Source organism: Bacteroidota bacterium (assembly GCA_016715945.1).
In the GTDB taxonomy this organism is placed as follows: Bacteria; Bacteroidota; Bacteroidia; order Bacteroidales; family F082; genus JALNZU01.
Genome location: JADJXJ010000001.1, coordinates 2,187,563 through 2,213,827 on the forward strand (window position 1 = coordinate 2,187,563; position 26,265 = coordinate 2,213,827).

The window sequence follows — 26,265 nt, forward strand, 5'->3', positions numbered from 1 at the left end:
TAATCAATATATTACAGAATATTTTTAAAAAAATGTAACCTTTTGTGTTCGAATGCGTCCATCATAACGTACAATATCGGACAGACTGATTACCTTTATCCGTTGCCAAACCACCAGCATCCATGGAAAAAATCAAAGCCCGCATCCTGATTGTGGACGACGATAATGATGTGTTGCTTGCCGCCCGGCTGTTTCTGCGGCAGCACATCGAAACCGTGCACACCGAAAAAAATCCGGCCAACATTCCCGATTTGTTGCGCAGCGAGACCTACGACCTCATTTTGCTCGATATGAACTTCACCCGCGATGCCACCAGCGGACAGGAAGGCTTTTTCTGGCTCAACAAAATACTCGAGATCGACCCCGCAGCCGCCGTGATTCTCATCACCGGCTATGGCGATATCGAACTGGCCGTGCAGGGCATCAAGGAAGGCGCCACCAACTTTTTGCTCAAACCCTGGGAAAACAAAAAACTCCTCGCCACCATCAGTGCCACCCTCGAGGTGCGCAAGTCGAAAGTGGAGTTGCAGGACCTTAAAGGCCGGCAGAAACTGCTCATTGCCGATCAGGATGCCGCTTACAGCCACATCATCGGCAACAGCCCTGCCATGATGAAGGTGCTGGCCACGGTAAGCAAAGTGGCACGTACCGATGCCAACGTATTGCTCCTGGGCGAAAACGGCACCGGCAAAGAAGTGATTGCCAGGGCCATACATCGTGCCTCGCCGCGCGCTGGCGAGGTGTTCATCAGCGTCGACCTGGGAGCCATCACCGAAAGCTTGTTCGAAAGCGAATTGTTCGGCTACCGCAAAGGCGCTTTCACCGATGCCCGCGAAGACCGCGCAGGCCGTTTTGAGGCTGCCCACAAAGGCACCATCTTTCTCGACGAGATAGGCAACCTCTCACAAAGCCTGCAATCCAAGCTGCTCACCGTGCTGCAGAACCGCACAGTGGTTCGCCTGGGCACCAACAAAGAAACCCCCATTGATGTGCGGGTGGTTTGCGCCACCAATATGCCCCTCTACCAGATGGTGAACGAAGGAAAGTTCAGGCAGGACCTCCTTTATCGCATCAACACGGTCGAGATTCACATCCCGCCCCTGCGCGAACGCATTGAAGATATTGAACCTCTGGCCGAACATTTTATTGAAATGTACTGCAAGCGCTACAAGCTGCCACGCAAACGGCTCAATGCCAGCACATTGAAGCGCCTGCAGATGCATCACTGGCCTGGCAACATCCGCGAGCTCCAACATGCCGTGGAACGCGCCGTCATCCTGAGCGAAGGCAACATCCTCGAACCCCACGACTTCTTCCTGGCCGAAAAAACACAGACTTCAGAACCTGGCATCCCAACCACCACGAATCTGGAAGAAACTGAAAAAATTCTCGTACGCAAGGTCATCGAAAAACATGGTGGCAACATCAGCCGGGCTGCCCGCGAACTTGGTCTGACCCGCGCCTCGCTCTACCGCAGAATGGAAAAGTATGGTTTTTAAGCATTTCCGACTGCAGGTTATCCTAAGGGTGTTGCTGCTCGCAGGCAGCCTGGTGGCCATTGCGGCCGTCTGGAAGCTCGAAGGCTACCTCATCTCCACCCTCCTGCTCGTCATCTTTGCCATACTGCAAACGGCCTCGCTCATTCTATACGTCGAAAAAACCAACAGCCGGCTGGCGCGTTTCCTGTCGAGCATCCGACATTCCGACTTCTCGGTCAGCTTTGCCGACGATGGCATGGGCAAAAGCTTCGCCGAACTCAACGACGAATTCAACAAAGTGATCGAAGCATTCAACTCGAACCGGGCCGAGAAAGAAGAACACTTCAACTACCTGCTCACCGTGGTGCAGCACATCAGCATCGGCATCATCGTCTTCAGGCGCGACGGAAAGGTGGACGTGTTCAACAATGCCATAAAAAAGATGCTGCGCATCAATCACTTACGCAATATAAACGAGCTGGCAAGCGTGAAAACCGATCTGCCTGAATTGCTCATGCAGATGCAGGCCGGCGACAAACTGCTGGTCAAAGTATTCCTGGAAGATGAGCTGATCCAGCTTTCCATCAATGCCACCGAATTCAGAATGCGCGGCGAAACGTATGTGCTGGTATCGCTACAAAACATCCATCCCGAGCTTGAAGACAAGGAAATTGAGAGCTGGCAGCGATTGATCCGTGTGCTCACCCACGAAATCATGAACTCCATCACCCCCATCAGCTCGCTCACCGCCACACTCGAAGAAATGCTTACCGACCCCGAAACGGGCGAAAGCCGTGTGCAACAACTCGACCGCGAAGACCTCGAAAGCATTACCGCTGCCATCAGCACCATCGGCGCGCGCAGCCGTGGCCTGCTCAACTTCGTGGAGGTGTACCGCAACCTTACCCGCATCCCACGGCCCAACTTCAGGCACTTTCCTGTAAATGAACTATTTGTCCGCGCCTCCGACCTCCTCCGGCCAAAACTCGAGCAACTCAACATCCGCTGCCATTGGCAGGTCTTTCCCGACGACCTGATGGTACTGGCCGATCCCGATCTGGTAGATCAGGTGATTATCAACCTGATGCTCAACGCCATAGACGCTGTCAAAAACCGCGAACAACCGCAAATCTCCATTGTGGCCAGCCAAAACGTGAACAACCGCATTGTGATCGACATTGCCGACAACGGTGAAGGCATCAAACCCGACCACATGGATAAAATTTTTATGCCCTTCTTCACCAGCAAAAAAGAAGGCTCAGGCATCGGCCTCAGCCTCTCGCGACAGATTATGCAGATGCATAAAGGCGCCATCTCGGTGAAGTCGAAGCCCGGCGAAGGCACCGTGTTTACGCTCATGTTCTGAGCATTCCGCCCTGATTCACTGCATATCAACCCCCAATAAACCAGCGCATTCAGCTATCTTTGAGCCGCTGTTTGCCTTTCGGTCTGTATCTTTCTGAAGCGCAGCCCCAAACCTGTCGTATGCCACGAACAAAATGGAAACTCGCACAATACCTCGAATCGCGCTGGTGGCGCTGGTATCTGCACAAGAAAGACCCTGAGGCCTACTACCGCTGGAAACTCAACTATTGGGAAAACTTTCTGAAAATACTGGAACCCCATCTTCACCTTTCCCCCCAAGGTAAGTACCTCGATCTGGGCTGCGGTCCGGCAGGGGTATTCATGGCCTTGCCCGGAAAACCCACTGCTGTGGATCCTCTGCTGGACAAATACAAGCGCCTGTTTCCCACGGCATTCGAAAAAACACATGGAAAAGTTGAATTTCATGCGGCCAAAGCTGAGGAATATGCTTCCGTAAGCAGGTTCGATGTGGTATTCTGCCTCAACGTAATCAACCATGTGGAACATATCGGCCTGGCACTGCACAATATGCGCCGGCTGATCAAAGCTGACGGCCTGCTTGTGATTTCGGTGGACGAACACCGCTGGAGGGTGTGCCATGCCATCTTCCGCTGGCTTCCCCTCGACGTGCTTCACCCCTATCAGCTTGTTCGTCAGGAGTTTGAAAAACTGCTCCACGACAATGGCTTTGAGGTGAAGCATGATATCGTGCTCAAAAAAGCGCCCATTTTCCAGTACAGGTTGTGGATAGCAAAACTCAGGCCGGAGAGCGACGGACAACTGTAAAGTGTCTTCCACATCGAAATGCCAAAGCTCAGGGCATTACGGCCGGGGCTGGCTCAGCTTTTTGTATCTTCGCGCCCCGAAACAAAATCACAACGACGATGCACTTTCGTACACACACCTGCGGCGAACTGCGGATCTCCGACACCGGCAAACAAGTGACACTCAGCGGATGGGTGCAGCGCATGCGCGACAAAGGTTCGCTCATCTGGATTGACCTGCGCGACCGTTACGGCCTCACGCAAATCATTCTCGAAGAAGGCATTACCGACCAGGAGCTGATGCTGGCTGCCCGCAGCCTGGGCCGCGAATTCGTGGTGCGGGTGCAGGGTACGGTGCACGAACGTTCGTCGAAAAACCCCCAACTGCCTACTGGCGACATCGAAGTGCGACCCACCAGCATCGAAGTGCTCAATGCCAGCAAAACCCCGCCTTTTACCATCGAGGACAAAAGCGACGGAGGCGATGAGCTGCGCATGAAATACCGCTACCTCGACCTGAGACGCAATCCCTTGCGCCAAAACCTCGAACTGCGCCACCGCCTGGCCTTCGAAACCCGCAGGTATATGGACAGCCAGGGCTTCCTCGAAATCGAAACCCCTTACCTGATCAAATCCACACCCGAAGGCGCACGAGACTTCGTGGTGCCCTCGCGCATGAATCCGGGCGAGTTTTACGCCCTGCCACAGTCGCCACAAACCTTCAAGCAAATCCTCATGGTAGCCGGCTACGACCGCTACTTCCAGATTGTGCGCTGCTTCCGCGACGAAGACCTGCGCGCCGACCGCCAGCCGGAGTTTACACAAATCGACTGCGAGATGGCCTTTGTGACACAGGAAGATGTGCTCAACACCTTCGAAGGCCTTACCCGCCACCTCTTCCGCGAAGTCAAAGGCTTCGACCCCGGCCCGTTCATGCGCATGGACTATGCCACCGCCATGCAACGCTACGGCTCCGATAAACCCGACCTACGCTTCGGCATGCCCTTCGTCGAACTTAACCATCTGGCTAAAGATCAGGGATTTGCCGTGTTCGACCAGGCCGAACTCGTGGTCGGAATCAATGCCGAAGGTTGTGCCGAATTCAGCCGCAAACAGCTCGACGAGCTCACCGAGTTCGTGAAAAAACCCCAGATAGGCGCCAAAGGCCTGGTGTATGTGAAATACAACACCGATGGCACCCTCAAATCGTCGGTTGATAAATTCTTCAGCGAAGCCCAACTGCGCAGCTGGGCCGAAGCCTTCGAAGCCAAACCCGGCGACCTGATGCTTATCCTGTCGGGACAAACACACAAAGTGCGCAAACAACTCAACGAGCTGCGCCTCGAAATGGGCAACCGGCTCGGATTGCGCAATCCGGAACAATATAAACCCCTCTGGGTGACCGATTTCCCCTTGCTCGAATGGGACGAGGAAAGCGGCAGGTTTTTTGCCATGCACCACCCCTTCACCTCGCCAAAACCCGAAGACATCCACCTGCTCGACAGCAACCCGGGGGCCGTCAGAGCCAATGCCTACGACCTGGTCATCAATGGCGTCGAAATTGGCGGCGGATCCATCCGTATCCACGACCGCAGCCTGCAAAACAAAATGTTCGCCCTGCTCGGCTTCAGCCCCGAAGAAGCCCTCAGCCAGTTTGGCTTCCTGCTCAATGCCTTCGAATACGGCGCACCACCTCACGGCGGCATCGCCTTCGGATTCGACCGACTGACTGCATTGATGGCAGGTCACGACTCAATCCGCGACTTCATCGCCTTCCCGAAAAACAATGCCGGACGCGACACCATGATCGACGCGCCCTCGCCCATTGCCCAACACCAACTCGATGAACTGTTCCTGGAAGTAAAACCCTTCAACAAAGAAGCCTGACTTCCTGGTTTCCTGAGCCTTACCTGATCAGTTGATCAGTCAGGACCATAAACTGCTGCACTGAAACAACTGCATATGCTTTGCCGTCCGCAATAGCTATGCCTGCCTCAGCACGGTATCATGTGTTAATTTTTTGAAATTACATCGCAGGCGATATATTTTTAGCTTTCCTTTGTATCGCAAAAGATATAATCTATCACGACATGAAATCAACAAGTCCATTTTACGGGTTCAAGGCCCAAAGCATAGACGGAAAAGAAATTCCGATGCAACAGTTTGAAGGAAAGACCATCCTTGTGGTGAACACTGCCAGCAAGTGCGGACTCACCCCCCAGTTCGAAGGTCTGGAAGCGCTTTACCGCAAATACCGCGACCGTGGCCTGGTCATTCTGGGCTTCCCGTGCAATCAGTTTGCCAACCAGGATCCGGGTTATGAAAAAGAAATCGCGGAGTTCTGCCAGCTGAATTATGGCGTTAGCTTTCCGATGTTTGCCAAGGTGGACGTCAACGGCCCCCAGGCCCATCCGGTATTCAAATACCTGAAAAAAGAACTGCCGGGATTGCTGGGCAGCAAAATAAAGTGGAATTTTACCAAATTCCTGATCGATCCCACAGGGAAGCCGGTGAAGCGCTTTGCTCCCACCACCAAACCTGAGCAGATCGAATCGTACCTGTCAAAATATTTACCTACCAATGCCTCATGAGCATGGAATACGAACAACTTAAGCTGAGCAACCAGATCTGTTTTCCGGTGTATGCAGCTTCGCGGCTCATCATCAGGCAGTACCAGCCCCTGCTGGACGAACTCGGGCTTACCTATCCGCAATATCTGGTGCTGATGGTGCTTTGGGAACATGGTCCGCAAGCCGTGGGCGACATTAGCAAGCGCCTGATACTGAACACCAATACCCTGACTCCTTTGCTCAAAAGGCTCGAAAAACAAGGGTTGATCATCCGCCGGCGCGATGGCAGCGATGAACGCCGTGTGCTTGTTTCGCTCAGCCCGGAGGGCGAGCAGCTCAGGCATGCAGCCGCCCGCATCCCCCAGGCTCTGGTTGGCAGCCTGTCGGAAACCGAACTTGAACCCGAAAAACTCATTGAATTAAAACTTCTGCTGGAAAACCTTATCAGCCAGATAGTGAAGCACCAGCCTGAGGGGGCATAAACAGGAGAATCGCCCCACATTGTTTGCAAGGGCCGAAATTTGTAATTTTGCAGCCCACAGGCCTTCTTAGCTCAGTCGGTAGAGCAGCTCACTCGTAATGAGCAGGTCGCGGGTTCGAGTCCCGTGGAAGGCTCAGACAAAAAAAAACAGCACCGCTCCGGCAGTGCTGTTTTTTGTTTCTGGAGGTCCCGAGCGGATTCGAACCGCTGTAAACGGTTTTGCAGACCGGTGCCTAACCCCTCGGCCACGGGACCATTTGGGTTTGCAAAGGTAAGACATTTCGGTAAACGGGCAACTGATTATTTGCCACATACAGGCATTTAGTCCTGTTTTTCGGGACTGTTGGCAGACGAGCTGCCACTCCTTACATCAGTTTGGCCAAGCGCATGCACCACAGCCTCGAGACAGGCCGGACAAAGGCAGCCAGCCCAGCGTTCCTGCACATATTCAAGCACCTGCGGCGTGGTTTGCACCTCGAAACACCAGCATCGGGCCGATTTGCTGCAGTGAAACTCCTGACCGCACCTCGGGCAAAGGTCAGGCGCCGTTAGTCGTGGCTTTTCCATAGCTGCTCTCGATGGTCAGACTCACAAAATCCATTTTACCACCCAGCGGAGGGTTCATCTTACGCACCTTGACGCGGGCATGACGCACCTGAGGGAAGCTACGGCCCACCGCGTCGAGTATGCGCCTGCCTACGTGCTCGAGCAGTTTGGAGTTGATCTCCATTTCGCGCTTAACCAACTGATACACTTCAAGGTAGTTTACCGTGTCGTGCAGGTTGTCCGAAGCTTCAGCATTTGCTGTATCGGTTTCCAGAAACAGATCCACCACAAACCAGGTGCCTATGAGTTGTTCTTCGGAAAAGCAGCCGTGGTAGGCGTAAAACTCCATGCCTTCGATCGAGATGACTGACATAAAACTTTAGTGTTGCGGGTTATTGTGCTTACTGAGTCTTGCAAGGCCTGTGCGGATGCGGTTAAGGGTTTCTGTTTTGCCAATCAGGGCCATGATATCGGCCAGGTGCGGCCCTTTGGAAGCACCAACCAGCAAAAGCCTGAGGGCATTCATCACCGCACCCGTGTTCAGTCCGTTGGTTTGAATAAACTGTTGCAGGCAGGCGTCGATGCTTGCAATGTCGAATGTTGCGAGGGGTTCCAAAGCGGATGCCAGCGCCTCCATCATGGCTGGGGTATCTTCTTTCCAGCGTTTTTTGACAACCTGTTCGTCGTAGGCATCAGGCGCCTCGAAGAAAAATCGTCCTTCATCAAAGATCTCGTGCACAAAATGCACCCTGTCCTGCATCAGCCTGCAGATTGTGGTAAGCTTCTCTTTATCAACCTGCAAGCCCTTTTGCATAAGCATGGGCGCAAGTTCGTCGGCCAGTTGTTCGTCGCTGCGCCTGTGCAGGTATTGTTGGTTGAACCACCTGGTTTTGCCCGGATCAAACTTTGCGCCCGATTTGCTTACCCTTTCGAGGCTGAAGGCCCGGATGAGCTCTTCCATGCTGAAGATTTCCTGTTCGTTGCCGGGATTCCATCCCAGCAGGGCCAGCATGTTGACGAAAGCTTCGGGATAATAGCCCGATTCGCGGTAACCTGAGGTCTTCTCGCCCGTGAAGGGATCCGTCCAGGCCAGCGGAAACACCGGAAAACCCAGTCTGTCGCCATCACGCTTGCTCAGTTTGCCGTTGCCATCGGGCCTCAGCAGGAGCGGCAAGTGGGCAAACTGTGGCGCCTCCCATCCAAATGCCTGATACAAAAGCACATGCAACGGCAAAGAAGGAAGCCACTCCTCGCCACGAATCACATGCGATATCTCCATCAGATGATCGTCAACCACATTGGCAAGATGATAGGTGGGCATGCCATCCGACTTAAAAAGCACCTTATCGTCGAGCGTTTCGGTTTTGACCACCACTTTTCCCCGGATCAGGTCGTGCATCTCCACTGTGCTGTTTTCCGGAATCTTGAAGCGCACCACATAAGGTACGCCGGAAGCAAGGAGACTACTCACTTCTCCGGCCGGCATATTCAGGCTGTTGCGAAGCGATTTTCTTGTCAGCGGATTGTAAATAAAGTTTTCTTTTCGTGCCTCGGCTTCCTTGCGAAGGGCATCCAGTTCATCAGGCGTATCGAAGGCATAATAGGCATGCCCGCTTTCGATAAGTTGCTGACTATATTGCGCATAGATATGTTTGCGTTCGCTCTGGCGGTAAGGGGAATGAGGTCCGCCTTTTTCCGGGCTTTCGTCGAACTGGATACCACACCAGTTCAGGGCTTCAGCAATGTATTGTTCCGCGCCTGGCACATAGCGGGTCTGGTCGGTATCTTCGATACGCAAAATCATGGTGCCTCTGTGATGACGCGCAAACAAGTAGTTGTAGAGGGCTGTGCGAACCCCGCCCATGTGCAGCGGGCCTGTGGGACTGGGCGCAAATCGCACCCTGACGGCTGATGTCATAACATGCTGTGTTTTGGGCTGCAAAGGTAAGCAATGCCGGCCAAGCCGGCGACAGGGGGCGGCCAATTAGCGCATCAGCCAGGCAATGACATCATTGAAGTTGTACAACCCCATCAGTTGTGCCGAAGTGATCACGATGACAATGATGATCACCCAACGCACAAAGTTCACGCCCTTGCGCACTGCCAGCCTGCTTGCTATGAGCGCTCCGGCAATATTGCCCAGCCCATGCACCAGGCCATACAGCCAATCCACTGCCCCGTTGGCAAGAAAAACCGTGAGCGCCACCGGCGAATACAACAATACAATCCAGACCTTGAGGGCATTGGCTTTGACCAGATCGAGCCCGGCTCCCATGACCAGGGCAGCAAGCAGAAAATAGCCCACCCCAACCTGAATGAAACCGCCATAAAGCCCAATCAGAAAAAAGATGAAGAGGGTAAAAGGTTTCACGGGCTTGTCTTGTTCTTTCGGGCGCCCGTAGAGGTAATGCCTGGGATTTACAAACATGAGCAATCCAACCAACACCAATATCACAGCGAACGCATGTTCGACCATGGCTTTATCAATGTCCACCGCCAGTTGCGCCCCCAGCACCGAACCGATTACGGCAGGAATGGCCAGTTTGTTGGCATAAGAGAAGTTGATGAGCCCGCTGCGCCTGAAAGCCCCGACAGAGGTCAGGTTTTGCAACACAATAGCAATGCGGTTGGTGCCATTGGCTACATCGACGGGCAGACCAAGGAAAAGAAACAACGACAGCGAAATTACCGATCCGCCTCCGGCAAGGGTATTGATAAATCCTACCACAACGCCTGAAACAAGCAGAGCTATGGCTACTGAAACACTCATTGGTGCTCACTTTGAACTTTCGGCAGCTTCCTGCCCAGCAGCCGGATGATAAAAAACAACAGGATGGCTGCCATACCCATAAGCCACCAGGGCGACACAAAGCCATAAGCCGCAGGAATGGTGCCAACAAGCAGCGAAACCACGCCAACAGTGAGCGCATAGGGCATCTGCGTACGCACATGCTCGATGTGGTTGCAACCGCTTGATATAGAGCTGAGGATGGTGGTGTCGGAAATGGGCGAAACATGGTCGCCCAGGATGGATCCGGCCAGAACCGCCGAAACCACGCTATAGAAAATGGTGAGGCCGTGTGCAGTGTCAATCTCGGGATGCGCTTCGGTGAGCATCCAGCTGGCCGGAAGAATAAGCGGATAGAGTATGGCCATGGTGCCCCATGAAGTGCCTGTGCTGAAAGCCACCAGCGCCGCCATAACAAATGTAAATGCCGGAATAAGATAGGGCGAAAACGATATCCGCATCAGGGTGTGGGCAATGAAGTCGGCCGTGTGCAAATGCTCGGCCACCAATGCCACCGACCAGGCCAAGGTTAGTATTAATATGGCCGTGAGCATAATGCGAAAGCCGTCCACAATATGCTCCACTGCTGTCCTGAGGCTCATCAGGCGCTGAATCAGGGTGAGCAGCAAGGCTGTGAACAGCGAAGAAATCGACGACCACAACAGTGCGGTATAGGAATCGCCACGGCCAATGATATCGGACAACTTTTCGAAAGTGCTCAGATCGGTTCGTGCCCACTCTTCGGCGCTCCATCCTGTGTATAACAACCCTCCCAGCGTACCAAAGATAATGACAGCAACCGGAAGAATGGCATTAAGGGCGCGGGGGCTGTGAAATTTTTCAAGGTCTTGCACGGTCTCCTGCGCTGTCGGCAGCTTTAATCGGGCAGCCCGTTCTGCAGCCAGCATGGGGCCATATTCCCTGCCCTGAAAGATGATCATCAGCAGGAAAGCCAGCGTAAGGAAAGGATAGAAGCTGTATGCCAGCGAGTTAAAGAATACACTATAGGCCGACATCTGCAGGCCGATGGCATCGATACCGGCCTGAATATAGCTCAGTTCAGCGCCAATCCAGGTGGTAACAAAGGCAATGGCAGCCACGGGCGCAGCCGTAGAATCGACCAGATAGGCCAGTTTGGCGCGCGAAATACCCAGCCTGTCGGCAACCGGCCGCATGGTATTGCCCACCACAAGGGTGTTGGCATAGTCGTCGAAAAAAATAACCACACCCAGCAGCCAGGTGGTAAACTGTCCCAACCGGGCGTTGCGGGCCAGCCCCGACAGGCGGTTGACCACACCCTGCATGCCCCCGTTTTTTGAGATCAGATGTACCATTCCGCCGATGACCATCGAAAAGACAATGATGGACATATGCCCGCGATCGAGCAGCGAAGCCATGATATAGGTATCTATGACGGACAGAAAACCTTTGCCAAGGGCCGGAAAAAATCCGTTACCCTGGTAAAAGGCCATGATGAATGTGCCGGTAAGTATGCCGGTGAACAAAGCAAAAAACACCTCGCGCAGCAATAGCGCCAACAAAATGGCAACCAGCGGAGGCAATACCGACATCCACAAGGGAATGGGAGTCACATCCTTTTGCCAGACAAACTCACCGGCCTCGATACGCAGCGTTTCGTTGCGCGGAAAATCGTAGGCAAGCACAGCCTTATTGCGCTCGAAAACCACTTCGTACGGTTTACCATTGACCAGGATGGGAACCATCTGATGTTCGAAGCGGCCAAAAGCACTATCGGAAACTATCTGAAGGCTGATCTGCTGCTCAAGCTGTCGCATCACAACCACCGGCAACTCCACTTTCAGGCAACTGCTGCCAAGGCGCTGTTGGGCCTGCGCAGAAAACACCATCAGGCACCAAAGCAGTATGAGCAGGTATCGGTTCAACTGACAGCAGGTTTTGAGGCGGCTAATATAGGAGGAAAAGCAGCACAGATAGCGCTTTCATAAGTTTATCTATGCAGGATAACAACTTATAAGTATGAGGTTTGCTGCTTCGAAAAAAAACCAAATGAATAGATCCCCTTAAGATGAATGAAAAAATCATTCAAATGTTTTGGCTGAAAAATCAGAATTTCTCACCACTGCAATCCCATCCTTACACCGGCCACACCGATTACCCCGCTGTAGTCCTGATCGATGGTTGTGGGTTCGGGGTCGTTGTACAGATAGCCCTTTGGCCTTGAAGTTCCGGCATAGCGGATGCCTAAACCGAGGTATGCATCCAGAAGTATGTGCCTGTCTTCATAGATGTGCCTTCCGGCTGCCACGCGCAAAGCAAAAGCCTGGGTGGTGGTGTTCCAGTAAGACTCATCGTAGCGATAGTACAACATTCCATCCTCAACAAACCCCTCCCAGCGCTCGCCATAGCGCTTCCTTTGGTAAAATGTATAACCGCCACCGGCAATGATGTAGTTGCGCTGCCGGAACTGCCCGTCAGGATACCACTTGAGCCAGCCTTCGGCCGAGAAGCCTTTGCGGCCGTAAATGTTTCTGCTTCCGTATAGCCAGTGGTCAGGACTGTCTTTGTAATAAAGTGTTGGCGAAGCCACAATCCAGAGGTTCTCGTTAAGCTTTTTATCCACCTCGAACCTGAAACCACTGTTGAATAAATACTGCGGCACCCACATGACGCGCGTTTGCACCCCATCGTCCTGCATCTTCTGCGCATGAAGTATTGCAGGCACAACCATGGCTGTCAACAGCAAACAACAATATAGTTTTTTATACATCCCGATTTACTTTTTCCTGATGTTAACACCTATCCTTATCCCAGCAACGAGAGTTACGCCCGAGTATCCGTAGTCAAGTATCATGTCGTTGAAGGTCACGTCTTTGTCTCCGGACAAAAATGCCTGGCGAATGCCAGAGCCTGCAAAAACATCGAAAAAGAATGTGCCTCCTTCAAGTACGAGTCCGACCGTAAGATCGGCGCCCAGCCTGTTGATATTGCTGTGTTTGCGGGTACGTGCATTGCCGTTGTACAAACTGTAGTCGAGCGAGAAATGCTGCACTACAGGCCCCCAGGCCAGGTAAGGCCGCCTGTGTGTAAACGATGGCTCCGGATAGAAACGGTGATAGGCATGCAAGCCCACTCCTCCGAGCTTGTCGGCTGAGTTAACACTCATCTCCACATTGTTTCCGGCATAAAACACCGGTGCCAGCTGAATCCAGTGGTGGTCGCGCAGCGGCAGATCCACATCGAACCTGAAGCCGCTCTGAAATGCATATTGGGGCACCAGCGAAATCATTACCACCGTACGGTCTGTTTGTGCCTGGTCCTGTGCGGATGCCAATACCGGCATCAATCCCAGGAGAATGAAAATGGCCAATCGTTTCATCTGCTGTACATTTTGGGGCCTGTTCCAATCTGACTGAGCAAGGTAAGGCTGTTGTTTTCGTATTTATACTGCACCAGACCCTGTTCGGTGACCACGTAAAGATACGGGTTGTCGGGAATCACGTCTATTGCGGGGATGTTGAACCGCTGAAGCAGCGTCAGGTCGATGCCGTTGCTCACCTGAAACACTTTCAGACCGTCGTCGCACAGAAAGAGCAGATCGCCATCAATGCCCAGGCCCCTGGGGTTGGTCATGGCGTACTCCTTAACGCGCTGCGGATTGTAGAGGTTGCTGATATCGAAAATGTACAGGGCATTCACCCCGCCCATCATTCCTTCACCCGTGCGCAGGGTGACGTAGGCAAAATTGCCTTGCACCACCACCGGATCATAGCTCCGGAAATGCGGGGTAAAACTCTTTTTTTCGGGCCGCTCCGGATTGGCAATGCTGTAGATGTGCATGCCGTTCTGGTCGCCGATAAACAAATGGTTTTCGTGTGGATAAATTGTCTCGATCCCAAAGCCAAGATATTGCAAATTCAGCCGGCTTACATCCTGTGGGTTGTCAATCTTGAACGTGCTGAGTTTTTCGATATCCACGGCATAGAGGTAGTCGCCCTGAACCGTGAACCTGGCCATAGAACCTCCACGGCCTGCTTCGGAGCTATCCGTATCCTTGCGGCAGGCAATGAGGCTCAACACTAGGGCTACCCAGATCGAAATGTGAAGCGATATACTTTTCATGGCCTGGTACTTTTTTTGTTCCATCCCACAACCACTGTGCCTTCGGGCTTTCGGAAACCCCAATACCACATCATGTCGGGCGCCACAGGCTCGGGGAAAACGTCTTCTTCCCTGTCGAGCACCTCTATCTGCGGCAGGCGGCGCATATTGATGGCCACCAGGTCGATGGCGTTGTCGGCAAAGATGACGCTGTCGCGCACGGCCACATCGAGCACCCCGGGTATCAGGATAAATCCGGTTTTTTGCGGGTTGGTGCGGTCGGTGTTGTCAATCAGGTGGATGCCTTTATACAAATCCACAATCATGATGGTGGAACCGTAGATGTAGATCTTTCCCGGACGTTCAAACTCGCGTGCGCCTTGCCAGGCGATGCTGTTGCGCAGGTCGTCCTTGCGCATGAGCACAGGGGCATAGCCTGATGCACTGCGCCAGTCGGGCACCCAGTCGAAGGCCGTGAGCAACACCACCACAATCAGGGCCGATGCTGCCAATGTCCATTTGTACATGTCTTTCGGAATTTTGAAATATCTGGTTCAAAGTTACGCTAAGGCATATAAGACTGCACATGTGAACAAGCCGTTGCAGCTGAGGCAAAATTTATCTAAGGCGCACCGTCCGGTGCGATGTCAGTTTAAACTTATGTCAGGGTTCGCGCGACATCTCGAGCCTCAACCCGCCCTGGCGCAGGAAGAGTTTCCCGTCGCTGAAAGTGATACTCAGCCCGGCAGCATCGAACACAAAGGTGGATTCCGACCTGGCTTCAAATGGAAACTCAGGCTGGCCCGTGCCCTGACCAAACAAGCGGCCGTTGCGGTGGCGGATGGTGAGCTTCAGCGGAAAACCATCGGCAGCGTATGTCCCGACGTACGACTCCAACACCTGCTCACTCACTTCTATCTGATCAAAAACCGGCAGTTGCCACTTTCGCCCGAAAGCATGGCTGAGCATGGCAATCAATATTTCGTTCTGGTTGTAATTCAGCGCATTGCTGCAAATGGCAGCCCCTGTCCGACTTTCGGGAAAATACACTGCCACCGACCTGAAACCGTCGATGCCTCCCGTATGGCCATATCCCCGGAGGTCGTAGAATGGCATGAAAAACAGGCCATAACCGAAATTATCCTGCAAATCAGTCATTTGTGCCAGCGATTGTGCGCTTATCAACCTGCCGCTGAACAGGGCGTGATAAAAAACCAAAAGTTCCTGAGGGGTAGAACAGATGTTGCCCGCACCTCCCGGAATACTCATGTGGGTGGCTTCCTCCAGCTTCCAGGCTTGCCCTTCGGGGCTGTACGATCTGGCAGCTATGCCGTGGTGAGGCGCTTCGGCAAAGGTGTATTTCAAACCCAGAGGTTTGGCTATCCTACGCTGGAGTAGTTCGGCGAACGATAATCCGCTCAGGTCTTCGAGCAGCCACCCGAGCAGGAGGTAATTGGTGTTGCTGTATTCCATCCGGCTTCCCGGTTCGAATTGCAGGCGGTAAGTCGCAATGCGTTCGAGCAGCTGCCGGCGGGAATGGGCTTTGGTGTAAAATTCGGTATAGGCGCTGTCGCTGGTCAGACTGAACAGCCCCGAGCGGTGTCGCAGCATGTGATCAATGGTAATCCGGTCGGCCCCGTCCAGCTGCGGAAAAAACCTTGCCAGTTTGTCGTCGGGCGCCAGAAGTCCGGCTTCCATCATCTGCATTGCCATCACGGCCGTGAACGTTTTGCTCACCGAACCTATCCGGTAAACCGTACCCGAATCTGCCGGCACACTGTCCTCAATATTCGCATAGCCCCATGCGCCATGGTAAATCAGGCTGTCGGAGCGCATGATCGCGGCAGCGCCCATAAATTTCCTGTTATCAGACAGCAGGCGGAACAAACTGTCAATCCGTTGGGTATCCTGACCTCTTACGGACAGAAAGCATATCAAACCGTAGCATAAAATGAGCGGGAGGACAGTTTTTTTCATGGCATCATTATTCTGGTTACATCAATGACAAACTTTGTCAGACATAGTTGCATCCGTCATTCCGAAATTTTTAATTATCTGTATTTCAGTATATAAAATTACATTCACGGATAACAGGATGATTAAAAAGCATTAAAATTGATCCTTTTTTGACAAATGAGGTCTATTTTTGCACCGGTAGTGCACTGTTCAAAAGCTTGTGATGGAGTTCAAGATTTCGGTTTTATCGCTGATTTTTTCAGTATTGCTGATCAACATCAGCCTGAAGGCTACAGGGCAGCATGTTTCGCTTATGCCCGACACCCTTCAGGTGCTGCGATATCTCGAAGAGGCAGTAAAACCTATCCCTCCTGTACGCAACGATGTGGTATATCTGCCCAATGGCCTTCCGCTCGACAGCCTGATCAGCTATTCGCATTCCTACCTTGGGACGCCATACCGTTATGGTGGCCGTACCGAAAGGGGATTCGACTGCTCCGGCTTTGTGCGTCATGTGTATGGAAAGTTTGGCCTGGAACTGCCTCCCTCGAGCCGCTCCCAGGCCCAGGTGGGCGAGCCGGTGCCACTGGAAGCTGTGCGCAAGGGCGACCTGATATTTTTCAAAGGACGCAACCCGCGCAACAAAACCATCGGCCACGTGGGCATTGTGGTTGATGTGGACCCGGAATCGAGAGACATCCTGTTTATTCACAGCGCCACCCATGGGGGCCTTCGCCTCGACTGGCTCAACAAGGAAGAATACTACCGCAAACGTTTTGTGAGCACACGCCGGCCCTTTTCCCTGCCTGACCAGCCCTGATCAGCTCCCCTGCACAATCTGCCTTGCCCGTTCGAGGGCAGCCTGAATGTCGGGGCACACATTATCCGCGCCTACGAGGTTGATAATTCCGCCTTTTTCCAGTGCTTCCATCACTTTTGTATTGGCACCGCTAAGCACTACAACCACATTCTTGCGCTGGTTCATCCGGACAAAGTTGCGCAGGTTGTTCACCCCCGTAGCGTCCATGAAAGGCACCCTCCAAAGGCGGACAATGCGCACCTTAGGGGTACGGGTGAGGTTGCGCTCGGCTTCTTCGAACCGGCTGGCCACCCCAAAGAAAAACGGCCCGTTGACCTCGAACACATCCACACCCTCCGGCACTGCCAGTCGGGGCGCTTCTTCACCAGGCTCGGCACCTTCTTCAAGAATCTCGCGTTCGATGACTTCCACCCCTGTGGTTTCGATAATCCGACGCAGGAACAACAGTACAGCAAGCAGCAAGCCAAACTGGATGGCCACGGTGAGGTCGATGAGTACCGTGAGCAGAAAAGTGACCAGAAGCACGGCCACATCGAATTTATGGTTGCCAAGCAGCGCTTTGAACGAACGCCATTCGCTCATGTTGTAGGCCACCACAACCAGAATGCCTGCCAGGGTGCTCATGGGCACCAGTCTGGCCCACTTGCCGAAAAACAGCATGATCATCAGGAGGGTGAGTGCATGCACGATGCCTGCCACAGGTGTTTTGCCACCATTGCGGATGTTGGTCATGGTGCGGGCAATGGCTCCGGTGGCCGGAATACCGCCAAAAAGCGGGGTAATCACATTGGCAATGCCTTGTCCGATGAGTTCGGTGTTCGAACGGTGACGGCCACCGGTGGCACTGTCGGCCACCATGGCCGACAGCAAAGATTCGATGGCTCCCAGCATGGCAATGGTGAATGCAGGGGCCAGCAAAAGCCGGAAAGTCTCAAAATCAACCACAGGAAACGAGGGGGAGGGAATGCTGGCTTTGATTTCGCCAAACCGGCTTCCGATGGTCTCCACAGGCAGATCGAAAAAGGCAGTTGCAGCCGTGGTGAGCAGCAATGCGATCAGTGTACCGGGAATTTTTTTGTTCACTCTGGGCCAGAATGATATGATGAGGATCGTAACAAGTCCTGTGGCCAGGGCATAGGGGTTAATCACATCCAGGTGTGTGGCATAATAGGCCCATTTTTTAATAAAATCGGCAGGCACAGGTTCGGCGGTATTCATCCCAAGGAAATCGCGGATCTGGCTCGAGAAGATCACTACTGCAATACCACTTGTAAAACCCACTACGATAGGGTAGGGCATGAACTTGATGATTGAACCCAGGCGCAGCAAACCCATGGCTATCAGCATCAATCCGGCCATCAGCGTGGCTACCAGCAGCCCGTCCACTCCGTATTGCTGCACAACGCCATAAACAATCACAATGAAAGCACCTGTGGGGCCACCTATCTGTACCCGGGAACCACCCAGCAGCGAAATGAGAAATCCTGCAATGATGGCTGTGATGAGCCCCTGCTCCGGACTCACGCCCGAGGCAATACCAAAGGCAATGGCCAGAGGCAGGGCCACCACACCCACAATCAATCCTGCGGTCAGATCGCTGACGAATGTGGCGCGGTCGTAATTGCGCAGTGTTGTGATGATTTTTGGATGATATACCTCTTTAATGCTGAGCCTGATCTTTTCGCCGGGAGATATCATGACATTTCCGGTTTTGGGCTGCAAAAGTAGGTAATGCAGCAACAGCACATCCCAGGCATATCGCAAGGCAGCAGAATGAACATTCACCTTACCTTTGCGTTTTTGATGCATCATCAGTTGACAATACATTTTGAATCAATAGGCTCATGAAAAAGAATTTTTTCATATACCTGCCGCTACTCTTTTCGCTGGTCATGGCAGCAGGCATCTATATCGGTTTCAGCATTTCTTCCGGACGCAATCAGGGCGAGATGCCAACCATCCAGCTTGGCGGGTCCAGATCGGGCAAACTTGACCTGATACTCAACTATATCGAACGTGATTATGTGGATACCGTCAACCGGCGGCAACTTGAAAATACAGCCATCACAGGCATGCTCGAGAAGCTCGATCCCCACAGTTCGTACATCAGTCCCGAAATGTTTCACGAGATGAACGACCCATTGCTGGGCAGTTTTGAAGGCATCGGGGTATCGTTTCGCATCGAAAAAGACACCATCATGGTGATCAACCCTGTGAAAGGCGGACCATCGGAGCGGGTGGGCATCATGGCCGGCGATCGCATTGTGATGATCGACGACTCGCTGGTGGCCGGCGTTGGCATCACCAACCACGATGCCATGCGCAAGCTCAAAGGACCTAAAGGAACTCAGGTTAAGGTGAGTGTAAGCCGCAGGGGTGTTAAGGGGCTCAAAGATTTTGTCATCACCCGCGACGTCATCCCTACCTACAGCCTCGACATTGCCTACATGATTGACAATGAAACAGGTTTCGTGCGGCTCAACAAGTTTGCAGCCACCACCTACAAGGAATTTATCGAAGGCGTGCGCAAGCTCCGCCGCCAGGGAATGCAGCGCCTGATCGTGGACCTGAGGGGCAATGCCGGCGGATACCTGAAAGCTGCCACCGACCTGGCAGATGAGTTTTTGCCCGAAGGCAAACTCATCGTTTATACCGAAGGCAAAAACCGGCCCCGTTCGTACACCTTTGCCACACGCACCGGCATGCTCGAAGAGATGCCCGTGATTGTGCTGATCGACGAAGGCTCGGCCAGTGCCAGCGAAATTGTGGCTGGCGCCCTGCAGGACAACGACCGCGGCACCATTGTGGGCCGCAGATCGTTTGGCAAAGGACTGGTACAAGAACAGATGACCCTCCGCGACGGTTCGGCAGTGCGGCTCACCGTAGCACGCTACTACACCCCCACCGGCCGCAGCATCCAACGCCCCTACGATGGCGATTTCTCAAAATATCACCACGAACCCATCGACCGTTTTCTTAACGGTGAGGTAAGCAATCCCGACAGCCTCCACTTTGCCGATACCGTAAAGTTTGTCACTCCGGGGGGTAAGATTGTTTACGGCGGGGGCGGTATCCTGCCCGATATCTATGTGCCCCTGAAGCCCGACAGCAGCCTGGCATTTTTCACCAGACTGGCCAACAGCGGGTTGATTTTTCAATATGCCTTCGAGTATGCCGACGCCAACCGCCAGACCCTGCGCCAGTACAAAGACGTAAGCGACTTTATTGCACGCTTCCGCGTGACCGACGCCATGCTGCAAGCGCTTTACAGGCAGGCAGCCGAACGCGGTATCACAGCCCTTCCGGCCGAGCAAAACAGCAGCGCCAGGCATACGCGAATTCTGTTGAAAGCATACATCGGACGCAACCTTTACGACGACGAAGGGTTTTATCCCATCTATCAGGAAATTGACGAAGTGCTCCAAAAGGCGCTCGAAATCCTGCGCAAACCCAATGCCTAGGTCATGACGAGCATCATACTCATTGCGGCCTCCATGCTGCTCCGGCTGGCCACCTTTGCCGTGGTGATGAACTACTACAAAGACTCGCGCCACCGCTCGGCATGGCTGCTCATTGCCGCCGCAATGGTGCTGCTGGCCCTCGAAAACCTGTTTCAACTGCTGGCCATAGCCGGGGTGTCGAACCTGGCTCAAGGACAACTCATCCCCCACTCTGCCGGATTTGCCGTTTCGGTGCTCATGCTCACCGGAACCGCCATGATCAACACCATCCTGAAGCGACTGGCCGCAGCCGAAAGGCGAAAAGAAAGCATCGAAAAACGCTATCGCCTGCTCTTCGACACCACCAGCGACCTGCTTTTTGTGCTCCAGACCGACGGCCAGATTACCGAAGTAAACCAGGCCACTTGCGACCGACTAAAAATGAGCCGCCAGCAACTGCTCTCGAAACGCTTTGCCGACATCAAAGCCGGCGCCGCTGCCGAAGGCGTGATGGACCATCTGAACGACATCCAGAAAAAAGGCTATCACATCTTTGAAACCGAACTGCTTACCGGTCAGGGCCAGCGTTTTCCGGTGGAACTCAACTGCCGGCTTGTGGACATCGACGAAAACCAGCACATCACCTGCATAGGCCGATCCACAGCTCAGCGCCGCGAACTCGACAAAAAAGTACGCATCGCCATCATCGAAACAGAAGAGCGCGAACGCCGGCGCTTTGCCAAAGAAATACACGACGGCCTCGGACCACTGCTCTCCACCGTAAAACTCTATGTAAACGAGCTCGAAACCACCGCACCCGGCACCGACGAACACACCGAATACATCGGCCAGATCAACCACCTGCTCAACGAAGCCATCGACAATGCCCGCAACATAGCCAACAACATTACCCCACGCGTGCTGTCGGACTATGGCCTGCAAAAAGCCATAGAAAGCTTCGCCGAAACCATCAACAGCACCAAACTGCTCAAAATCAACACCAGGTTTACCAACATCGGACGCAACATCGGCGCCACCCTCGAGCTGATGTGCTACCGCATCATCAGCGAGCTGATCAACAACACCATCAAACACGCCAATGCCAGCACCATCGACATCGCGCTCGAGCTGCGCGATGGCAAACTGCATCTCGATTACCGCGACAACGGTCAGGGTTTCGACCTCCAGGATGCCATCGAAAAAGGCGATAACCACATGGGTGTGAAAAATATCATCAGCAGGGTGCGCTCGCTCAACGGTGTATTCAACTTTCGCAATACCTGGCCGGGCATCGAAATCCAGATCATCCTCGATGTGCAAACTGCCGGCCCACAGAGCTAAGCCTCATTTTCCGGTAAGAAGGCTTTCCACTACCCTTGGAAAGTACTGATATTCAAGCTCGTGAATCCTTCTGGCCAGGCTTTCCGGACTTTCCTCGGGAGGTATTTCCAGGCTCGCCTGAAAAATAATCTCCCCCTGATCGTATTGCTCGTTTACGTAGTGAATGGTGATGCCCGATTGTTTTTCGCCAGCGGCAATCACCGCTTCGTGCACGCGCATGCCATACATCCCCTTGCCACCATAGGCCGGCAACAAGGCCGGATGAATGTTCACAATTTTTCCGCTAAAGGCCCGGATGAGACCGGGAGGCAGCAGCCACAGAAAACCTGCAAGTATCAACATATCTGCCTGTTGCGTTCGCAGTTTTTCGATCAGCAGGTCAGGTTGGGCAAAATCGGCCCTTGTGATCATCAGCACAGGGATGCCAAGTCTTTCGGCCCGGGCAATGGCGCCAGCTGCGGGATTGTTGCACACCACAAGGCGGACGCGTGCCACTGTGGAAGCTGCAAAATATCGGGCAAGATTCTCCATATTGGTGCCTGAGCCCGAAACAAAGACCACAAGGTTTTTCATAAAGCAAAGATACATGCCGCAGCGAACATTGCCCAAATAAGTGCTTTCAGAAGGTTATTGATTATTTTTGCGGCATATGTCCGAATCGCAAGCCAACAACAGCACCAGGCGCAAAGCCCTCGAAATCAACCTGAATCCCACCATCTTCGGAAGTTTTGCCGAAATTGGGGGCGGACAGGAAGTGGCCCGGCATTTCTTTCAGGCCGGAGGGGCTTCGGGCACAGTGGCCAAAACCATCTCGGCTTACGACAAACGTTACAGCGACGCACTCTACTGCCGCGATAAATCGCTCAAGCGCTACGTATCGCGCGAACGACTCGAGCTCATGCTCGACACGGAATATGCCGAGCTCACCGGACTGCTCGCCGAAAATGCCTCGCCTGGCCTGCGCTTTTTTGCCTTTGCCGACACCGTTTCCACCCTCAACTTCCGCAAAGACAACATCGCCCACGGCTGGATGGGCGTGCGCTTCCAGCTCACCGAAGGAGGACGCCCCAACCAAGTGATCCTGCATGTGCGCCTGTTCGAAAACGACAATCTGCTGCAGCAGAACACTTTAGGAGTGCTTGGAGTAAACCTCATCTACGCATGTTTCTACTACTGGCAGCGCCCCAACGCCTTCCTTCAGTCGCTGCTCGACGAACTGGACACCGATAGGCTGGCCATCACCATGATCCACATGAGCGGCCCCGAACTCAGCTATGTGGATAACCGGCTGCTCGGGGTGCAGCTGGTGAAAAACGGCATCGCCCCGGCCATCATGTTCGACCGCAACGGGCAGGTGCAGGAGCCTGAAGACATGCTCTATAAAAAAAACATCCTGGTCTTCAGGGGAAGCTTTCGCCCTGTGACCTATGTGAGCGTGGATATGCTCAAGTCGAGTTTTGCCCTTTTCAAAAAAGACGAGGACTACGACAAGCACAACACCCTGCCCATGTGCGAAATAACCCTGAACAACCTGCTTCAGGAAGGCGAACTGGACGAACGTGACTTCCTCGACCGCGTGGACCTGCTCAACGAAATGGGTCAGAATGTGATGGTGTCGAATTTCAGGGAGTTCTACAAGCTGGTGGAATACCTCTCGCAGTTCCGCATTATCAAAATGCGCGTCGTGATTGGCATCGACACCTTCAAAAAGGTCATGGATCCGCAGTACTACCAAAACCTGAAAGGAGGCATCCTCACCGCATTGGGCAAACTCTTCCCCGACAACATGAAGATGTACATCTACCCTGCCCTGACCGACGACGGCAAAACCCTGTGCACCATCGGCATGCTGAGTTTTCCGGAACAAACCAGATACCTCTTCGAACACCTTCGTGCCAACCGCCTGATCCTCGACATCCCCGGATGCAACCCCAGATATATGCACATACAGGCCCATCAGGTGCTCGAGAAAATCCGCACAGGCAACCCAGGCTGGAAAAACGATGTGCCTGTGTTCATCTCCAAACGCATCATCAGCCGTAAGTTATTCGGATACAGCGAAGCTGGCGTCTGAATCCATATTGCCCCTTCCCGCTCAGCGGAGCAATTTCAGCCCAGTCCATAACGTTCCTGCACCACATACCGTGGCCCCTGCCGCAACAGGAAGCTCTCGTAAAGCACAATTTCGGTGGCCGTACCTTGCAGATAGCTTTGTTGCGGAATGCTGTCCACGATGGTTGAAAACAGCTTCCTGTCCGAAAGCTGGTGGATTCGGCCCAGCGTAAGATGGGGCACAAAGTTCTGTCTGTCACGCTGAAATCCAACACGATCCATGGCATCAATCACCCGTTCGGTCAGGTGGTCAAGCGCCGGGTTGCGCTCCTGCATGCCCAGCCACAACACCCGCGGGCTATGGCGGCTGCCAAACAAACCCGTCTTGTCGAATGTGTATTCAAACCGGCTTGCACCAGCGGTGGCTTCCAGCAAGGCTTGATTGATTTCCTGTAGCCTGAACCCGGGAGTTTCGCCCAGAAACTTTAGTGTAAGATGCATGTTTTCAGGCTTTACCCAATTGATACGCTCGTGGCTGAGCCGCTTTTGCAGGCTGCCAAGCAGGGCAAGCAACTGATCGGAAGGCTCGAGAGGCAGGGCGACAAACAATCGTTTCATGGCAGGCATACACACGAATTTTGCACGAAAATGCACAAAAGCTTGACAGGTTTGAAAAAGAATTGCTACTTTTGCCGCCTCAATGGGGCATTAGCTCAGTTGGCTAGAGCGTTTGACTGGCAGTCAAAAGGTCAGCGGTTCGACTCCGCTATGCTCCACAACCCAAAAAACCGCATCCTTCCCGGATGCGGTTTTTTTTGTGACTGGCAGGTGGATTGATAAGGGTGGTAAGAATGGGGAACTAGTTAGACTTCTGCTGAAATTGTCAAAGCAAGCATTTTACTGTCCGTTTAGCACCAAGTTTCTCAGATGCACTGCACTTGGTTACTATATCTGCCCACAATAAGGTAAAATATGATAAGCTGTTTTTACTTTTAAATTATTTCTTTCAGGTAATCAGTACTCCGTTCCACTTATGTTATACTTTTTAAAATTCTTTCATTCCTATTTGCTACCAAATATAATGTATAGTCTTTGTATTTCTTATACTCGTCAATTGTTTGTGGTAAAGGTGATCTATTGAAGTTGTCAAATTGATATGAATAATTTACAAGGTCTTGTGAATTTAAGAAGTCTTGCAAAAGAAAGAAGTCTATGTATCCTTTGAAGTCAACAAAAAGGACAAAGAAGTCAATATAATTTTTCAATGTTTTTGTCAGAGGGCTTTCTTCGTCCACGTAAAACCTTCTAATACACTCCAAAGTTAAGTCAAACCGATCACATATTTTTTTGTTAACGCCACTGGTTTGATTAATTGTGAACCCATTCCTTTATGTGCAGGAAAAACTATGTGACCACCAATTGTGCGTACTTTGAGTTTGAGTTCTTCTCGTTCATGGTGAGTAAGCCAACCTTGAAATTTATTGTTGTATTTGCTGTCTAAATTCTGACACATTCTAACGCTTGAGAAACTCATACAAATATTGTTTATTAGGAGCAGTCTGTTGTAGCTTCCACTTTAAATTTTTAAATTGACGCTCAACCTGTTTGGAAACATTTTGCTCCACAGCTTCTTATGTGCTTCATGCAATATTGTGCTATCAATATCAGGATCACCTCATTTACTGTCTTGCCGAAAGTCAAAATTTACATCAATTAATTCTGTTTTCTCATCGGTTTAGGATTTGTTCTATTCTGCTGTCCTACCCTTATCCACATCAACTGAGGGTTGCTGGATAGGGCAAGCGGAGCCCTGCTTTCATTATGAGAAATAGCGACTCGCTATGCGCTGCCCTGAACTCCTATCTATTACGGCTCTGATAAGCTATTCCCCTTGTGGCAGCTGGTAATTTTATAGACATTTGTAATTCAACAATTATCAAATTCGGTATTTCAATCAGATTCTTGTCATTAATATCAATTTTAAAATCTGCACGATCGTAAGAACTTTTATAAAATTTATAGTTCGATTTTATTTCTTTTAAATATCTTTTCTTTGTAAAATCGTCCAAATTTTCGATAATCGGGTTTGAGTCTTTGTCGTAAAATGTTAATCGATTCAATATATTTTCACATGAATCATGTATATGAATTGAGTATAACTCTTTATCTTTTTTATGTTTTTTATAAACTTGAAGAAAGGAATATTTTAATCCAGATGGTGTGCCAGAAATAACCGAGTCAATGTTTTTTGAAAACAGTTGATCTAAAACTTTACTAGCCTTTTCTCTGTAGACATTCATAGTTAAACACTCATCTTGAATTCTTTCTATTGGTTTTTTATAGTAATCCTGAATTTCTATATCCAAGTCAAAGAAAGAAAAACCCAAATTTTCTGCCAACATTTTTCCAATTGTTGTTTTCCCAACGCAACTTATACCAACTAAATATAAAATCATAGTTGCTTATAATAAAATTTTAAAACCACTCCAAAACGTCTTTAAACTCCATAAATCCGCTAGAGGCTTGGGTTGCAAAACATTGATTTAGAATGGTTTTCTATTAGGCTTTGGTGATAAAAATGATT

The 26,265-nt window shown here is 52.0% G+C and carries 25 protein-coding genes and 3 tRNA genes; 12 read left to right on the top strand and 16 right to left on the bottom strand.

The window, feature by feature from the left end; genetic code table 11:
- Nucleotides 1–122 precede the first annotated feature (122 nt).
- From IPM52_08460 to IPM52_08490, 7 genes are all read left to right on the top strand, one after another.
- Nucleotides 123–1,499 carry a sigma-54-dependent Fis family transcriptional regulator gene (locus IPM52_08460; GenBank protein MBK9291643.1) on the top strand — a complete coding sequence of 459 codons (1,377 nt, stop codon included), beginning with the start codon at nt 123–125 and terminating at the stop codon, nt 1,497–1,499.
- A complete protein-coding gene (locus IPM52_08465) occupies nt 1,489–2,844 on the top strand; it encodes a GHKL domain-containing protein (protein MBK9291644.1) in 1,356 nt (451 codons plus the stop codon). Before IPM52_08460 ends, IPM52_08465 begins: the two co-directional genes overlap by 11 nt.
- 119 nt (nt 2,845–2,963) lie before the next feature.
- Nucleotides 2,964–3,629, top strand: coding sequence for a methyltransferase domain-containing protein (locus IPM52_08470; protein MBK9291645.1), 666 nt, complete (start codon nt 2,964–2,966; stop codon nt 3,627–3,629).
- A 98-nt stretch (nt 3,630–3,727) separates the two neighbouring features.
- On the top strand, nt 3,728–5,494 hold the full coding sequence (aspS, locus tag IPM52_08475; protein MBK9291646.1) for an aspartate--tRNA ligase: 1,767 nt from the start codon (nt 3,728–3,730) through the stop codon (nt 5,492–5,494).
- Nucleotides 5,495–5,697: 203 nt separating this feature from the next.
- Nucleotides 5,698–6,198, top strand: a complete 501-nt coding sequence (locus tag IPM52_08480; GenBank protein MBK9291647.1) for a glutathione peroxidase — start codon at nt 5,698–5,700, stop codon at nt 6,196–6,198.
- A 2-nt stretch (nt 6,199–6,200) separates the two neighbouring features.
- On the top strand, nt 6,201–6,659 hold the full coding sequence (locus IPM52_08485) for a MarR family transcriptional regulator (GenBank protein ID MBK9291648.1): 459 nt from the start codon (nt 6,201–6,203) through the stop codon (nt 6,657–6,659).
- A 60-nt stretch (nt 6,660–6,719) separates the two neighbouring features.
- Nucleotides 6,720–6,792, top strand: a tRNA-Thr gene (locus tag IPM52_08490).
- A 47-nt stretch (nt 6,793–6,839) separates the two neighbouring features.
- Here IPM52_08490 and IPM52_08495 read toward each other — a convergent pair.
- The 11 genes from IPM52_08495 to IPM52_08545 all read right to left on the bottom strand — a co-directional run bounded on the left by IPM52_08495 (nt 6,840) and on the right by IPM52_08545 (nt 15,926).
- Nucleotides 6,840–6,913, bottom strand: a tRNA-Cys gene (locus tag IPM52_08495).
- 66 nt (nt 6,914–6,979) lie between these two features.
- A complete protein-coding gene (locus IPM52_08500) occupies nt 6,980–7,225 on the bottom strand; it encodes a cysteine-rich CWC family protein (protein MBK9291649.1) in 246 nt (81 codons plus the stop codon).
- Nucleotides 7,197–7,577: a dihydroneopterin aldolase gene (gene folB / locus IPM52_08505; protein MBK9291650.1), complete on the bottom strand. Its 381-nt coding sequence runs from the start codon at nt 7,575–7,577 to the stop codon at nt 7,197–7,199. Before folB ends, IPM52_08500 begins: the two co-directional genes overlap by 29 nt.
- A 6-nt stretch (nt 7,578–7,583) precedes the next feature.
- Nucleotides 7,584–9,122: a glutamate--tRNA ligase gene (locus IPM52_08510; protein MBK9291651.1), complete on the bottom strand. Its 1,539-nt coding sequence runs from the start codon at nt 9,120–9,122 to the stop codon at nt 7,584–7,586.
- 66 nt (nt 9,123–9,188) lie between these two features.
- Nucleotides 9,189–9,974, bottom strand: coding sequence for a sulfite exporter TauE/SafE family protein (locus IPM52_08515; GenBank protein ID MBK9291652.1), 786 nt, complete (start codon nt 9,972–9,974; stop codon nt 9,189–9,191).
- On the bottom strand, nt 9,971–11,896 hold the full coding sequence (locus IPM52_08520; protein ID MBK9291653.1) for a Na+/H+ antiporter NhaC family protein: 1,926 nt from the start codon (nt 11,894–11,896) through the stop codon (nt 9,971–9,973). The genes IPM52_08515 and IPM52_08520 overlap by 4 nt, the downstream gene beginning before the upstream one ends.
- Nucleotides 11,897–12,087: 191 nt before the next feature.
- Nucleotides 12,088–12,741, bottom strand: coding sequence for a hypothetical protein (locus IPM52_08525; protein ID MBK9291654.1), 654 nt, complete (start codon nt 12,739–12,741; stop codon nt 12,088–12,090).
- A gap of 6 nt (nt 12,742–12,747) precedes the next feature.
- On the bottom strand, nt 12,748–13,350 hold the full coding sequence (locus tag IPM52_08530) for a hypothetical protein (GenBank protein MBK9291655.1): 603 nt from the start codon (nt 13,348–13,350) through the stop codon (nt 12,748–12,750).
- The gene (locus tag IPM52_08535) at nt 13,347–14,093 is read right to left on the bottom strand and encodes a hypothetical protein (protein MBK9291656.1); all 747 of its coding nucleotides are present in this window, start codon (nt 14,091–14,093) and stop codon (nt 13,347–13,349) included. The genes IPM52_08530 and IPM52_08535 overlap by 4 nt, the downstream gene beginning before the upstream one ends.
- Complete coding sequence (locus IPM52_08540) at nt 14,090–14,599, bottom strand: hypothetical protein (protein ID MBK9291657.1); 510 nt, start codon at nt 14,597–14,599, stop codon at nt 14,090–14,092. Before IPM52_08540 ends, IPM52_08535 begins: the two co-directional genes overlap by 4 nt.
- A 136-nt stretch (nt 14,600–14,735) precedes the next feature.
- Nucleotides 14,736–15,926 carry a serine hydrolase gene (locus tag IPM52_08545; GenBank protein MBK9291658.1) on the bottom strand — a complete coding sequence of 397 codons (1,191 nt, stop codon included), beginning with the start codon at nt 15,924–15,926 and terminating at the stop codon, nt 14,736–14,738.
- Nucleotides 15,927–16,251: 325 nt separating this feature from the next.
- On the opposite strand from IPM52_08545, the gene IPM52_08550 reads away from it, so the two are divergent.
- Entirely contained in the window at nt 16,252–16,848 is a 597-nt protein-coding gene (locus tag IPM52_08550) for a C40 family peptidase (protein MBK9291659.1), read from the top strand.
- Here the strand turns inward: IPM52_08550 and IPM52_08555 are convergent, their stop codons facing one another.
- The gene (locus tag IPM52_08555) at nt 16,849–18,546 is read right to left on the bottom strand and encodes an STAS domain-containing protein (GenBank protein ID MBK9291660.1); all 1,698 of its coding nucleotides are present in this window, start codon (nt 18,544–18,546) and stop codon (nt 16,849–16,851) included. It lies immediately after the preceding gene.
- A 146-nt stretch (nt 18,547–18,692) separates the two neighbouring features.
- Here IPM52_08555 and IPM52_08560 point away from each other — a divergent pair, with 146 nt between their 5' ends.
- Nucleotides 18,693–20,309, top strand: coding sequence for a S41 family peptidase (locus IPM52_08560; GenBank protein ID MBK9291661.1), 1,617 nt, complete (start codon nt 18,693–18,695; stop codon nt 20,307–20,309).
- A gap of 3 nt (nt 20,310–20,312) precedes the next feature.
- The gene (locus tag IPM52_08565) at nt 20,313–21,629 is read left to right on the top strand and encodes a PAS domain S-box protein (protein MBK9291662.1); all 1,317 of its coding nucleotides are present in this window, start codon (nt 20,313–20,315) and stop codon (nt 21,627–21,629) included.
- Nucleotides 21,630–21,632: 3 nt separating this feature from the next.
- Here the strand turns inward: IPM52_08565 and purN are convergent, their stop codons facing one another.
- Nucleotides 21,633–22,202, bottom strand: a complete 570-nt coding sequence (purN, locus tag IPM52_08570; protein ID MBK9291663.1) for a phosphoribosylglycinamide formyltransferase — start codon at nt 22,200–22,202, stop codon at nt 21,633–21,635.
- Between the two features lie 76 nt (nt 22,203–22,278).
- On the opposite strand from purN, the gene IPM52_08575 reads away from it, so the two are divergent.
- Entirely contained in the window at nt 22,279–23,703 is a 1,425-nt protein-coding gene (locus IPM52_08575; GenBank protein MBK9291664.1) for a TonB-dependent receptor, read from the top strand.
- Between the two features lie 35 nt (nt 23,704–23,738).
- Here the strand turns inward: IPM52_08575 and thpR are convergent, their stop codons facing one another.
- Nucleotides 23,739–24,308 carry an RNA 2',3'-cyclic phosphodiesterase gene (gene thpR, locus IPM52_08580; GenBank protein MBK9291665.1) on the bottom strand — a complete coding sequence of 190 codons (570 nt, stop codon included), beginning with the start codon at nt 24,306–24,308 and terminating at the stop codon, nt 23,739–23,741.
- A 75-nt stretch (nt 24,309–24,383) separates the two neighbouring features.
- Here thpR and IPM52_08585 point away from each other — a divergent pair.
- Nucleotides 24,384–24,457 (top strand) — tRNA-Ala (locus IPM52_08585).
- Nucleotides 24,458–25,002: 545 nt separating this feature from the next.
- On the opposite strand, the gene IPM52_08590 is transcribed toward IPM52_08585, so the two are convergent.
- Entirely contained in the window at nt 25,003–25,215 is a 213-nt protein-coding gene (locus tag IPM52_08590; protein ID MBK9291666.1) for a hypothetical protein, read from the bottom strand.
- Between the two features lie 325 nt (nt 25,216–25,540).
- Nucleotides 25,541–26,137 (bottom strand): hypothetical protein, encoded by a 597-nt coding sequence (locus tag IPM52_08595; GenBank protein MBK9291667.1) that lies wholly within the window; start codon nt 26,135–26,137, stop codon nt 25,541–25,543.
- Nucleotides 26,138–26,265 lie beyond the last annotated feature (128 nt).